Raw genomic sequence first — 12767 nt, forward strand, 5'->3', positions numbered from 1 at the left:
CGCCGCCGCCGGATAGTGAATTTGTCGGCCCAGGAAGTGCGGCTCCGCCGAGCACCAGGAACCTGGCGGGCCTGGGCGGTGTCGGAAGGGTGCGGCGAGTCGTCGACGCGTACCGGAAGGAGCGAGATGGTTTCCTGGGGCAGGTTGATGCTGGCATCCTCGGTGGTCCTGTTGGCGGCGTGTACGACCACGACCGGCGGGGCGGCGCCGACTGCGGGGGCGGCCACCACGGCGAGCACCGCGACCGCCTGCGCGGCGCGGGTCGAGGCGGGGTCGCTGCCGGACTGGGCGGACGCCGGGTTCAGCGGGGACGCGCGGGTTCCGCACGTCTTCGGCGCGAAGGGCGACATCGTGGCGGTGCTGTTCGCCCACCCGCTGCGGCAGGTCCGGACGGACGGGTCGAACAACAAGATCTTGTGGGTGGCCCGCGCCGCCACGACCTCCCCCGACCCGACCGCGCCGGCGACCCTGGAGATCACCGCGAGGCTGGACGGCACCGACACCCGGGTGATCCGGGAGGTTCCCGGTGGCCCCGGTCCGTCGATCATCGACCTGCCCGAGGCCGGCTGCTGGCGCCTCGACCTGCGCTGGTCCGGGCACGCCGACACGATGGACCTGGTCTACGCCCCCTGAGCCAGCGCCGGGCCACCTAGGCTGCCTGGCGTGCAGGAGGACGGACGGGCAGCGGCGGCGGCCCGCAACAACGCCGAGTGGTGCGACATCGTCTGCGGCAGCCACGGGTTGGCCGGCCGTACCGACGCCGACGCCTGGTCGGTCCCCCACCGTTCGCCGCAGTGGTACCCGGACGCGGTCACCCTACGGCCGGGGGTCGACGCCGACGCCCTGCTGGCCCGGATCGACGCCGGGCCCGGCGCGTCGGTGAAGGACAGCTTCGCCGACCTCGACCTGTCCGGGTACGGGTTCCGGGTGCTCTTCGACGCGCAGTGGATCCACCGGCCACTGTCGGCACCACCTGTCGACACACCGCTGGCCCCGGTCACCACACCCGACGAGTTGGCGGCCTGGGCGGCGGCCCACGGCGGTGGGGATCTGTTCCGTCCCGCGCTCCTGGCTGACCCCCGCGTACGGGTGCTCGCCCGCCAGGACGACCGGGGTGTGGTCACCGGTGGTGCGGTGCTCAGCGGCGACGGCCCGTACGGCGTCTCCAACCTGTTCGCCCGCGTCGACACCTCCCGGGCCATCTGGCGCGCGGTGTGTGCCAGCCTGCCCAACGCGGCGCTAGTCGGCTACGAGAGCACCCCGGAACTGACGCCGGCGCTCTCCGCTGGGTTCACCACCACCGGCCCTCTCCGCATCTGGCTGCACGACTAGCGCTCCGGCCACGGGCTCCGCGCACGGACAGCTATGCTGCTTGGCATCGGCACCGATCCGGCCATCACCGGGGAGCCTCCGGAAGAACGGGCGGTTCGACCGCCCCGGTAGAACCGGACGTAGCGGCACGTCACGTCGTGAAATTGAGCGGCGCCTGCACGTCGAGGCGCAAGCGGGGTGGTACCGCGGAGTCCTGGCCATACGCCCGGCGCTTCGTCCCCGCGTGGGCAGTGAGCTGATGCCCCCGCGAGCGGACGTGAAGTGTAGGGAGAACGTCGGTGCCGGACGGTCCGTCGAAGTCGCCATTCGTGCCACTGCCCACCAAGATCGACCTTGGCGGGATGGACCGTGCGGTCATCGAGTGGTGGCAGGCCAACAACGTGTTCAACCGGAGTCTGGAGCAGACCGCCGACGGTCCGCCGTGGGTGTTCTACGAGGGCCCGCCGACCGCCAACGGCACGCCGGGCACCCACCACATCGAGGCGAGGGTCTTCAAGGACCTCTTTCCCCGGTACCGGACGATGCGGGGCTTCTCGGTGCCGCGCCGTGCCGGATGGGACTGCCACGGCCTGCCCGTCGAGCTCGCGGTGGAGAAGGAACTGGGGCTCAGCGGCAAGGCCGACATCGAGAGGATGGGCGTCGCGGAGTTCAACGCCCTGTGCCGCACCTCGGTGCTGCGGCACGTCGACGAGTTCGTCCAGCTCAGCGAACGTATGGGTTACTGGATCGACCTGGAGCATCCGTACCAGACCATGTCCCCGGAGTACGTGGACAGTGTCTGGTGGTCACTGAAGCAGATCCACGACGGCGGGCGGCTGGTGGAGGACTTCCGGGTCGCGCCGTACTGCACCCGCGACGGCACGACCCTGTCCGACCACGAGGTGGCGCAGGGGTACGAGACCGTCACCGACCCTTCCGTGTACGTGCGGTTTCCGGTGCGCGGGGACGTGGCCGGCCACAGCGGCGTCGACCTGCTGATCTGGACCACCACCCCGTGGACCCTGGTGTCCAACACCGCCGTCGCCGTACACCCCGCGGTGACGTACGCCCTCGCCCGCACCGGGCAGGGCACGTTCGTCGTCGCCGAACCGCTGGCCCGGCGGGTCCTCGGCGACGAGGCGGAGATCCTGGCGACCGTACCCGGGTCGGCCCTGGAAGGGCTGCGGTACGAGCGGCCGTTCGACCTGGTGGACATCCCGGACGCGCACCTCGTGGTCCTCGCGGAGTACGTCACGACCGAGGACGGCACCGGCTTGGTGCACCAGGCGCCGGCATTCGGCGCGGACGACCTCGCCGTCTGCCGCGCGTACGGGTTGCCGTTGGTCAACCCGGTCGCCCCGAACGGGCGGTTCAACGACGGCGTCGACCTGGTCGGTGGGGTGTTCTTCAAGGATGCCGACGCGTTGCTGATCGACCGTCTCAGGCAGTCGGGTCGGTTGTTCCGGCACGAACCGTTCGAGCACCCCTACCCGCACTGCTGGCGGTGCCACACGCCGCTGATGTACTACGCGCAGCCGTCCTGGTACATCCGGACGACCGAGGTCCGCGACGAGCTGACACGGGAGAATGAGAACACCAACTGGTTCCCGGAGCACATCAAACACGGCCGCTACGGCGACTGGCTGAAGAACAACATCGACTGGGCGGTGTCCCGTTCCCGGTACTGGGGCACCCCGCTGCCGCTGTGGCGATGCCCGGACAACCACGTGACCGCTGTCGGTTCCCGTACGGAGCTCGGCGAGCTGGCCGGCGCCGACCTGTCCGAGCTGGATCCACACCGTCCGTACGTCGACGAGATCACCTTCGCCTGCCCGGACTGCGGTCGGACCGCCACCCGGGTCCCGGAGGTGATCGACGCCTGGTACGACTCCGGGGCCATGCCGTTCGCGTCGTTGGGCTACCCCCACGTGCCGGGCAGCAGGGAGATCTTCGAGCGCACCTACCCGGCCCAGTACATCTGCGAGGCGATCGACCAGACGCGGGGGTGGTTCTACACGCTGATGGCGGTGGGCACGCTGGTCTTCGACCGGTCCCCGTACGAGAACGTCGTCTGCCTCGGGCACATCCTGGCCGAGGACGGCCGCAAGATGAGCAAACACCTGGGCAACATCCTGCTGCCGATCCCGTTGATGGACACGCACGGCGCCGACGCGGTGCGCTGGTTCATGGCCTGCTCCGGCTCACCGTGGTCGCCGCGCCGGATCGGGCCCGGCCCGCTCGACGAGATCGTCCGCAAGGTGTTGATGACGTACTGGAACACCGCGGCGTTCTTCTCCCTCTACGCGGCGAACTCGACGTGGGCACCGCAGCTCGCGCAGCCGGTCGCCCAGCGGCCGGTGTTGGACCGGTGGATCGTCGGCGAGGTCCACGCCCTCGCGGCCGCCGTCGACGAACGGATGCAGAGCTACGACACGGCGCGCGCCGGCCGGCTGCTCGCCGACTTCATCGACGACCTGTCGAACTGGTACGTCCGGCGGTCGCGGCAGCGTTTCTGGGAGGGCGACCCCGACGCCCTCACCACCCTGTACGAGTGCCTCGACATTCTCACGCGGCTACTGGCGCCCTTCGTTCCCTTCGTCACGGAGCAGGTGTGGCAGCAGGTCGTCCGGCGGGGTGCCGCGACGGCCGCGGAGTCGGTGCACCTGGCGACCTGGCCCACACCGGACACCACACTGATCAGTACGGAGTTGTCGGCCCAGGTGGCCACGGCGCGGGCGTTGGCCGAGGCGGGACGGTCCGCGCGTAAGGCGAGCAGTCTGCGGATCCGTCAGCCGTTGAGCCGGGCGCTCGTGGGGCTGCCGGCCGGCACCGTTCTCCCGCAGGCGTTGCTCGACGACATCGGCGACGAGTTGAACGTCAAGGTCCTTCAGCCGCTCGACGCCCAGAGCGGGGTCATCGACGTGCGGGTCAAAGCGAACTTCCGGACCCTGGGCCGCCGGTTCGGCAACCGCACCCAGCACGTCGCGACGGCGATTGCCGCCGTCGCCCCCCGGGATCTGGTCGACGGCGTCCGGGCGAACGGGTCGTACCCGCTGTCGGTCGACGGTACGCAGGTCGAGGTGGGCCTGGACGACATTCTGATCACGGAGGTGCCGCGCACCGGTTGGGTCGTGGAGTCCCAGCGCGGCGCGACGATCGCGTTGGATACCGAGATCACCCCCGAACTGGCGGCCGAGGGCGTCGCACGCGATGTCGTCCGCATCATCCAGCAGGCCCGCCGCGACGCCGACTTCGAGGTCGCCGACCGGATCACGGTGTCGATCGCCGCCCCCGCGGATGTCGCGGCGGCGGTCTCCGCGCATCAGAAGCTCATCGCGCACGAGACCCTCGCGCTTCAGCTGACGGTAACGGACGCGTTGTCGGAGGGCTTCTCCGGCACTGTGGGCGACGGTCAGGAGATCGTCGTGCACGTCGTGCGGGCCTGAGCGGTGACGGGGTGGACGATCAGTGGAGACGGGTCAGGTCTTCCGGGGTCAGGCGTAGGGCTGCAGCGGCGACGTTCTGCGCCAGGTGCTCCGGGTCCGCGGTGCCGGGGATGGCGAGCACATGGGGGCCCTGGTGCAGGGTCCAGGCGAGGCGTACCTGCTGCGCGGTGACGCCGTGGGCGCGGGCGACCGCCTCGACGGCCTCGCCCTGCGTGGTGCCCGCGCCCGCCTCCCGCCCGGTGCCGGCCAGCGCGAAGAACGGCACGTAGGCGATGCCCCGCTCACCGCAGAGCCGGACGAACGCGTCCTGCTCCCGGTAGGCGTCCACCCCGTAGTTGTTCTGCACGCAGACCACCGGCGCGATGCCCGTCACCTCGTCCAGCTGTTCCGCCCGGACGTTGGAGAGCCCGAGGTGCCGGATCAGCCCGGCGGCCCGCAGCTCGGCGAGCGCGCCGAACCGCTCGGCCACCGGCACCGCACCCGGCCCTCGGCCGAGGCGCAGGTTCACCACGTCGAGCTGGTCGCGGCCGAGCCGGCGAAGGTTCTCCTCCACCTGGGCCCGCAACTGCGCCGGGGTGAACGCCTCGGTGAAGCCCGCCTCCGGGTCGTACCCGAAACCGACCTTGGTGGCGATCACCAGGTCCTCCGGGTACGGGGCGAGCGCCGCGCGGATCAGCTCGGTGGCGTAGCGGGCCGGGCCGGTGCCGACACGTAGGGTGCCGCCGGGCGAGACGTAGAACGCGGCGGTGTCGATGTGGTTGACGCCCAGTTCCACGGCGCGGCGCAGCAGGGCGACGGCCCGGTCAGGGTCGGGGTTCGCGGTGATCCGCATGGAGCCGAAGCCCATCCGGTGCACGGTGCGGTCGCCCAGGGTCCAGGTGCCCGCCGCGGCGGCGGTGATCTCGTCGGTTGGCATCGGGCGACCCTAACCAGCCCGGGTACGTGACGCAGTCGGCCGCGCACCCGATACCGCTCGACGGTGGAGTGGGTTAGTTTTTAATGGCGGACGAAACGGCGTGCGGCGGGCGCAGCACCGGCACCAGCAGCAGGGTCGGCAGCAGCAGCAGCGGCACCGCCAGCAACGCTCGCAGGGTGCCGAACTCGTCGCCGACCAGCCCCAGCAACGGCGGGCCACCGAGGAACGCGGTGTAGCCGATCACCGCGACCACGCTCACCCGCACCGCCGCGTGCGCCTCGTCGTCGGCCGCCGCGCTCATCCCGACCGGGAAGCCCAGCGACGCACCCAGGCCCCACAGCGCGACGCCGATGACGGCCACCGGCCCGGAGCCCGCCAGCACCGCCAGGCCGGCGCCGACCACGGCGAGGCCGATGGTGCCGCTGAGCACCGGCACCCGACCCCACCGGTCCAGGGCGACGGTGCCGACGGTGCGTCCGACGGTCATGCCGACCACGAAGACCGCGAAGACCGCCGCGCCGGCGGCCTCGCTCAACTCCCGTCCATCGATGAACGCCACGGCCAGCCAGTCGTTGGCGGCGCCCTCGGTGAACGCCGCCACCAGCACGAACAGCCCGATCAGCAGGGTGCGCGGCTCCCGCCAGGCGGCGAGCTGAGCCCGGCGGCGGGCCGCCGGGGTGGCGTCCGCCGGGTCGCCGGTGTGATCGCTGCCCACGGGCAGGAACGTCCGGGCGGCGAGCGCGGTGCCGGTCAACACGACAACCGCCACAGCGACGAGATGCGCGCCGACCGACACGTCGAACCGGGCCGCCCCGGCGCCCAGCGCCGCTCCGGCCACCGAGCCGAGGCTCCACCCGGCGTGGAACCGGGGCATGATCGTGCGAGCCAGCCGCCGTTCCACCGCCGCGCCCTCGACGTTCATCGCCACGTCGCAGGCGCCGGAGCCGTAGCCGAGGGCGACGAGTCCCAGGGCGACGATGGCGAACGACCCGGCCATGGTGGCACCCAGGCCCGCCACGGTCAGGCCGACCGCGACCACCCCGGTGGCGAGGGTGACGGTGCGGGCCGCGCCGAGACGCTGGGCGAGCAGGCCGGCGGTGGGCATGGCGAGCAACGCGCCGACGCTCATCGCCAGCAGCAGCAACCCGAGTCGGCCGGCGGAGAGGTCCAACGCCTCCCGGACCGCCGGAACGCGGGAGAACCAGCTACCCACGGCCAGCCCGTTGAGGGTGAAGGTGACAGCGACGCCGTTGCGGGCGAGCCGCACCGTCCGCAGGCTCGGCGACGCGGCTTCCGGGGCTAACGGGCGACTGGTGGGGGCGCTCACGAGGGTGGGTCCTCTTTCTCGGGGTGATCTCCTGGCACGATCGCACACCTGAGAGCGCTACCACCACAACCGGGAACCGCCCCTTACCGCTGCTGGACCGGCCGGGGCATGATGGGCAGGCGTTGGTCCGACCGGACGGGCCGCCGCAGGAGGCGACGATGACGACAGCGGCACACCGACCGGCCACTCTCGAGGACGTGGCCCGGGTCGCCGGGGTGTCCCGGTCCACGGCGTCGCGGGTGATCGCCGGCACGGGGTTCGCCTCGCCGGCTGCCCGGAAACAGGTCACGGCCGCCGTCGACCAGCTCGGCTACGTGCCCAACCCGGCCGCGCGGGCGCTGGTCCACGGCCGGGGCGGCGTACGCCTGGTCGTGGCCGTTCTGGGCACCAGCGCCGCGGTGCTGGACGACCCGTACGTGCACCAGGTGGTCGGCGCGGCCGCCCGGGTGTGCACGCCCGCCGGTGTCGGGGTGGCTCTGTGCTGGCTGCCGTTCGGCGACCCCCGCAGCCTCGACCAACTCGACGGCGATCGCAGCGTGTGCGGGGTGATCCTGGTCAACACCACCGAGGAACTGCTGGCGGCGGTGCCCCGGTCGCTGCGCGGTCGGGTGGTCTCGATCGGCGTCGGCTCGGCGACAGTGCCCTCGTTCGACGTCGACAACGCCGCCGGCTCCGAGGCGGTGCTGCGTCATCTGTACGCCTCGGGGCGCCGCCGGATCGCCATGGTGACCGGCCCTCGGTGGCTGCCCTGCGCGCAACGCCCCGTTCAGACGTACCGCCGACTGATGGCCGAGGCCGGCCTACCGGAGCGGATACTGCCCGGGGACTTCCGGGCAGCGCGCGGCCGGACGGCGGCCGGCGAGGCACTAGGCCGCTGGCCGGACATCGACGCCATCTACGCGATCAGCGACGACACCGCGCTCGGGGTGATCGCTGGCCTGCGCGACGCCGGCGCGCAGGTGCCCGGCGACGTCGCGGTGGCCGGCTTCGACGACATTCCGTTGGCCGGGATGACCGCCCCGGCGCTGACCACGGCGAGTCATCCGGTCGGGCGCATCGCCGGAGCCGCAGCCACCGCTCTGCTGGAGGGGCGCCCGGCTGCCCCGGTGACCCTCTTCCCGTCCGCACTGGTGGCACGGGCCAGCGCGTGAGTCGACGCCCGGTCGGGCACGCTCACGGTTAACCAGTGACGGGCCGGGTAACCGCGTCGGACCTTCCGTCCACCGTGAGGAGCGCCGAGGAGTGTCCGACTCCGCGCCGTCGCACTGGGACCCGGCGCCGAGCCCCCGGGACGGCCGGTTGACCGCCCGCCGCCACCCTCCGGTGGCGCCGGGCCGCACCGGGCTGGTGCCGATGACCGGCCCCGACGGTGACCGGCTGGCCCTGGGGTACGCCCCGGAGCCGGCGACCGACGGTTCGGCGTACCGGTTGGTGCTGCTCCTGCACGGTGCGGGCGGCTCGGCGCGACAGGGGCTGGACCTGCTGTTGCCAGTCGCGGACGCGCATCACCTGCTGCTGGTCGCCCCGGACTCGTCCGCGGCCAGTTGGGACCTGATCGCCGGTGGCTTCGGGGCGGACGTGGGGCGCATCGACGGGCTGTTGGCGACCGTCTTCGACACCTATCCGGTGGCTGACGTGACGGTCGGCGGCTTTTCCGACGGTGCCTCGTACGCGCTGTCGCTGGGCTTGGCGAATGGGGATCTGGTCGACGCGGTGCTGGCCGTCTCCCCCGGTTTCGCCGCGCCACCGGTCACCCACGGCCGGCCGCGGATCTTCATCTCGCACGGCGTCGACGACCGGGTGCTGCCCATCGACGTGTGCAGCCGCCGTCTCGTCCCCCACCTGCACGACCTCGGCTACGACGTGACCTACCAGGAGTTCCCCGGCGGCCACGCCATCCCCGCCCCGATCCGGGACGCCGCCACCACCTGGCTGACCGCCCATCCTTAATGGGCGGGGAACCAGCGTTGAGCAGTGCGGACATCAGACCGGTGGGAGGCCCAGGGCTTCGTCGACGCGGGCGAGGACCGCGGCGTCGTCCTCCGGGTTGACGCCGCGCAGCAGGTCGATGGCCGTGGCCCGGACCTGACCGATGATCATCGCTAGGGGGAGGGTCTGCGTGGGGCCGAAGAGCTGCCCGGCGGCGTGCACCGCGGCCAGCGCCGACTCGTCGGCCCGGGTGGCGTGCCGGTCGGCGGTGTCCTCCTGCCCGTCGAGGTCGGCGGCGAGGGCGGCACCGGCCTGACGGACCGCATCGGCCAGTGACCGCAGGGAGACGCCCAGCTCGGGCGGAACAGGAGTGTGCAGCCGGCTGAGGGTCACGCCGGCACGGGCCAGCACGCGGACGTTGCGGACCGCGTAGTCGATCTGTCGGATCGACTCGTCAACCGAACGCAGCCGACCGATGTGCCGACGTCGACGGACGTTGAGCCGCAGCGCCTCACCGGCGGCCAGCACACCGTCGCGCAGCCCGTCCACCCGGGCGTCCATCCCCCGCGCCTGCGTGAGCGCGGCGACCGCCGCCGGCTCGTCATGGTCGTTCAGCGCGTCGGCGATCCCGCCCAGCAGACCGGCCAGCTCGTCGAAGGTCCGCCGCACCTCGGCGACCAGCGGGGCCAACGGGTGTCGGGCGTCGACCAGCAGGCTGGCCGCGAGGGCGACCGCACCGCCGACCAGAGCGTCGACGAAGCGGAACGGCACCAACGAGCCGTCCGGCGGTGCGACCACCACCAGGTAGAGCGCGGAGACGGCCGCCTGCACCAACGTCACGCCGGTGGCGCCGAAGGCCACCGCCAGGAGGACTGTGAGCAGGATGACGGTGAACACCGTCCAGGTGCTGCCCGGGCCGAGCGCCTGCACCACCAGGTCCGCGACGAGCACCCCGGCGGCGACCCCGAGGATGACCTCGACGGCCCGGCGGATGCGCTGCCCCCGGGCCTGTCCGAGGACGATCAGCGCGGCGGCCGGCGCGAAGAAGGGCTGCGGGTGCCCGAGCAACCGGGTGGCCAGCAGCCAGGCCACTGTCGCCGCGAGCGTTGCCTCCAACACCGGCCGCCAGCCGTGCCGCAGCCGGCCGCCGGCCGTCCGCAGGCCGCTGAACCGCACCATCGCCCAACCTCCCCACCCCGCTGGGCCACCCGCCAGAGCGCCAGACCGTCAAGCCGCCAGCTCACCACATCCGCCATCAGCTCACGCCGGCACCCCGCAGCACGCCGTTCACTCCCCCTTTGGAGCTGATGCCATAAACGAATCAGGCGCGATGTCGCAAACGATTCAGCTTGACGCGAGCGGGCCCGCTCATCGCCAGGCCCGGCGTCCCGTTCGTCGACCGGCGCCGGTCGGGTCAGCTTCCGGTGAGGGCGCGCAGCAGCGTACGGACGGCGGCGCTCAGGTCGGCGCGGCTGGCGACCGTACCGGGCGGTGGGGCGCTGAGCGCGCCCGCGCCGGCCAGCCGGTCGAAGAGCAGCCCGTCCACGAACGCCACGAACTGGTCGCCCTGCCGATCGGGGTCGGTGGCCCCGGCCCGGGTCAGCAGGTCCCGGGCCTGCACCCGCAGGCCGGTGCCGTGCTGCAGGATGCCGCGCAGCTCGGGCCGGTGCACCGCCTCCAGGAGGCACGCGTAGCGGGCGAGGCTCCGGCTGCGTCCGGTGCTCAACCAGCGGTCGAGCACCTCGGCGACGCCGGCGGCGAGCGCGTCGAGGTCGCCGCTGTCGAGCCGGGGGGCAGGGGTCGGGGGTGGCGGGCCGGTCGGCAGGTCGTACGTGGCCAGGTCGGCCCGGTCCCGCTCGGCGAGCCGTCCCACCACCGCCTCGATCAGCGCCTGCCGGGTCCGCAGGTACGCGGAGGTCGTGCCCGGCGGCATTCCGGCGCGGCCGTCGACCGCCCGGTGGGTCAGGGCTCGCATGCCACCATCGGCGATCAATTCGATGGCCGCGTCGGTCAGCGTCGCGATCCGGTTTCCCCGCGCCGTCATGGCACTTCTCCCTCCTGGTGGTCCGGAGGTAGTATCGCTCTTCTACAGATGTAGAGGGAGGATCGACATGGACGACTCACACGCGGTGGTGGTCGGTGCCGGCATCGGCGGGTTGAGCGCCGCGCTCGCCCTGCACCGGCACGGATGGCGGGTCACCGTGCTCGAGCGCGCCCCCGAGATGCGCGAGGTCGGTGCCGGCCTGAGCCTGATGGCGAACGCGGTGCGCGCGCTGGACGCCCTCGGCCTCGGCCCGGCGCTGCGCCGAGGCGGACACGGTGAGGCGCCCGGCGGAATGCGCGACCGGCACGGGCGGTGGTTGTCCCGGGTGGAGGCCGCGGAGATGATCAGGCAGCTGGGCACCACGGCACTCGGCGTGCACCGGGCCACGCTGCACCGCACCCTGCGCGAGGCCCTGCCGGCGTCGTCCCTGCACACCTCCGCCACGGTGGAGCACGTCGAGTCGGGCCCGGACAGCGCCGAGGTGCGCTATCAGGGCCCTGACGGCCCGCACACGGTCAGCGCCGATCTGGTGGTCGGCGCCGACGGCCTGCGCAGCCGGGTCCGCGCCCAACTCTGGCCGCAACACCCCGGTCCGGTGTACGCCGGATCGACGACGTGGCGGGCGGCCATCGCCTTCCCCGATCCGATCCCGGCGGCCATCACCTGGGGGCCGGGAGCCGAGTTCGGCATGGTGCCGATCGGCGACGGCCAGCTCTACTGGTACGGCGCGCTGAACGCCCCGCCCGGTGGCCACGCCCCCGACGAACTGGCGGCCGTGCGGGAGCACTTCGGCGACTGGCACGACCCCATCCCGGCGCTTCTCGCGGCAACCCCACCCGACGTCGTGCTGCGCAACGACATCCACCACCTGGCCGAGCCGCTGCCCTCGTACGTGCGGGGGCGGGTGGCCTTGCTCGGCGACGCGGCCCACCCGATGACGCCCAACCTGGGGCAGGGCGCCGGACAGGCGATCGAGGACGCCGTGGTGCTCGGCGCGGTCTGCGCCGGCGGCGCAGGGCACGTGCCCACCGCCCTGGCGGCGTACGACGAGCAGCGTCGACCGCGCAGTCAGTCGGTCGCCCGTGCCTCCTACGTCGCCGGACGGTTCGGACAGCAGCTGCACAACCCGGTCGCCTTCGCGATGCGGACCGTCGCGTTGCGGCTCATCCCGGGCCGGCTTGCCCTGCGCAGCATGGCCCGCTACGCGGACTGGCGACCGCCGGCGGTCTGAGCCGGCCCAGTGATCCCGCCGGTGGCCAGGGCGGCGTACTCGGCCGAGGCGAGGAACTCGGTCAACACCTCCACGGTGCCCGGCGTCCAGGGGCGGCCGTCGAGCACGTCGGCACCGGGGACGAAGAGCATCGCCGCGCCCTCGCCGAGCACCACGTCCTCCTGGCGTGCCCTGGTGCTGCCGAGGAAGTAGTGCTTCACCCGGGCCAGCTCGGGCAGCGACTGCACGGCGACCGGTTGCAGTGGACCGTCGGCCCGCAGGCCGGTCTCCTCCAACAACTCCCGCTCGGCGGTCTGCTCCGGCGTCTCCCCCGGCTCGCCGTGGCCGCCGGGCAGCCCCCACACGTTCGGGTGGTGTGTCGCGTCGCCGTCGCGCAGTTGCAACAGCAGCTGCCCGTCGGGATCAACCAGCAGGACGCACGCGACAATTGTCATCCCGCCAGCCTACGGCCGGCGAGCAGCCGTCGTGACCCCAAAGCTCCAGAATAGTCATTCGGGGCGTCGGCGGAACTAATCAAAGGCGACAGTGCGCCGGTACAATCGGCGACTTCGTTGTGACCGATC

At 72.7% G+C, this 12767-nt stretch carries 11 protein-coding genes; 6 read left to right on the plus strand and 5 right to left on the minus strand.

The features are described from left to right. The first annotated feature begins 126 nt into the window (after positions 1-126). From ACIBEF_RS09840 to ileS, 3 genes are all read left to right on the plus strand, one after another. Positions 127-633 (plus strand): hypothetical protein, encoded by a 507-nt coding sequence (locus ACIBEF_RS09840; protein WP_396792705.1) that lies wholly within the window; start codon positions 127-129, stop codon positions 631-633. 30 nt (positions 634-663) lie between these two features. Next, a complete protein-coding gene (locus ACIBEF_RS09845) occupies positions 664-1332 on the plus strand; it encodes a hypothetical protein (protein ID WP_396792707.1) in 669 nt (222 codons plus the stop codon). A gap of 278 nt (positions 1333-1610) precedes the next feature. Beyond that, positions 1611-4757: an isoleucine--tRNA ligase gene (ileS, locus tag ACIBEF_RS09850; protein WP_396792708.1), complete on the plus strand. Its 3147-nt coding sequence runs from the start codon at positions 1611-1613 to the stop codon at positions 4755-4757. A 19-nt stretch (positions 4758-4776) separates the two neighbouring features. Here the strand turns inward: ileS and ACIBEF_RS09855 are convergent, their stop codons facing one another. Both ACIBEF_RS09855 and ACIBEF_RS09860 read right to left on the minus strand, forming a co-directional pair. Further along, positions 4777-5673 (minus strand): aldo/keto reductase, encoded by an 897-nt coding sequence (locus ACIBEF_RS09855; protein WP_396792710.1) that lies wholly within the window; start codon positions 5671-5673, stop codon positions 4777-4779. Positions 5674-5746: 73 nt separating this feature from the next. Then, a complete protein-coding gene (locus ACIBEF_RS09860) occupies positions 5747-7000 on the minus strand; it encodes an MFS transporter (protein WP_396792712.1) in 1254 nt (417 codons plus the stop codon). Between the two features lie 158 nt (positions 7001-7158). On the opposite strand from ACIBEF_RS09860, the gene ACIBEF_RS09865 reads away from it, so the two are divergent. Both ACIBEF_RS09865 and ACIBEF_RS09870 read left to right on the plus strand, forming a co-directional pair. Next, positions 7159-8151: a LacI family DNA-binding transcriptional regulator gene (locus ACIBEF_RS09865; protein ID WP_396792714.1), complete on the plus strand. Its 993-nt coding sequence runs from the start codon at positions 7159-7161 to the stop codon at positions 8149-8151. A gap of 91 nt (positions 8152-8242) precedes the next feature. After that, entirely contained in the window at positions 8243-8950 is a 708-nt protein-coding gene (locus ACIBEF_RS09870) for an alpha/beta hydrolase (protein ID WP_396792716.1), read from the plus strand. A gap of 33 nt (positions 8951-8983) precedes the next feature. On the opposite strand, the gene ACIBEF_RS09875 is transcribed toward ACIBEF_RS09870, so the two are convergent. Next, complete coding sequence (locus ACIBEF_RS09875) at positions 8984-10108, minus strand: aromatic acid exporter family protein (RefSeq protein ID WP_396792717.1); 1125 nt, start codon at positions 10106-10108, stop codon at positions 8984-8986. A gap of 235 nt (positions 10109-10343) precedes the next feature. After that, positions 10344-10973 (minus strand): TetR/AcrR family transcriptional regulator, encoded by a 630-nt coding sequence (locus ACIBEF_RS09880; RefSeq protein WP_396792719.1) that lies wholly within the window; start codon positions 10971-10973, stop codon positions 10344-10346. A 67-nt stretch (positions 10974-11040) separates the two neighbouring features. On the opposite strand from ACIBEF_RS09880, the gene ACIBEF_RS09885 reads away from it, so the two are divergent. Beyond that, complete coding sequence (locus ACIBEF_RS09885; protein ID WP_396792721.1) at positions 11041-12204, plus strand: FAD-dependent oxidoreductase; 1164 nt, start codon at positions 11041-11043, stop codon at positions 12202-12204. On the opposite strand, the gene ACIBEF_RS09890 is transcribed toward ACIBEF_RS09885, so the two are convergent. Continuing rightward, complete coding sequence (locus ACIBEF_RS09890) at positions 12174-12638, minus strand: NUDIX hydrolase (protein ID WP_396792723.1); 465 nt, start codon at positions 12636-12638, stop codon at positions 12174-12176. The two genes, ACIBEF_RS09885 and ACIBEF_RS09890, sit on opposite strands and share 31 nt — an antisense overlap. Positions 12639-12767 lie beyond the last annotated feature (129 nt).

The sequence above is a fragment of the Micromonospora sp. NPDC050795 genome, from assembly GCF_044456785.1.
Lineage (GTDB): Bacteria > Actinomycetota > Actinomycetes > Mycobacteriales > Micromonosporaceae > Micromonospora.

Coding starts and splice junctions, on each gene's coding strand:
- ACIBEF_RS09855 (WP_396792710.1), bottom strand. CDS start 5,673: ATGCCAACCGACGAGATCACCGCCGCCGCGGCGGGCACCTGGACCCTG.
- ACIBEF_RS09865 (WP_396792714.1), top strand. CDS start 7,159: ATGACGACAGCGGCACACCGACCGGCCACTCTCGAGGACGTGGCCCGG.
- ACIBEF_RS09840 (WP_396792705.1), top strand. CDS start 127: ATGGTTTCCTGGGGCAGGTTGATGCTGGCATCCTCGGTGGTCCTGTTG.
- ACIBEF_RS09890 (WP_396792723.1), bottom strand. CDS start 12,638: ATGACAATTGTCGCGTGCGTCCTGCTGGTTGATCCCGACGGGCAGCTG.
- ACIBEF_RS09880 (WP_396792719.1), bottom strand. CDS start 10,973: ATGACGGCGCGGGGAAACCGGATCGCGACGCTGACCGACGCGGCCATC.
- ACIBEF_RS09875 (WP_396792717.1), bottom strand. CDS start 10,108: ATGGTGCGGTTCAGCGGCCTGCGGACGGCCGGCGGCCGGCTGCGGCAC.
- ACIBEF_RS09885 (WP_396792721.1), top strand. CDS start 11,041: ATGGACGACTCACACGCGGTGGTGGTCGGTGCCGGCATCGGCGGGTTG.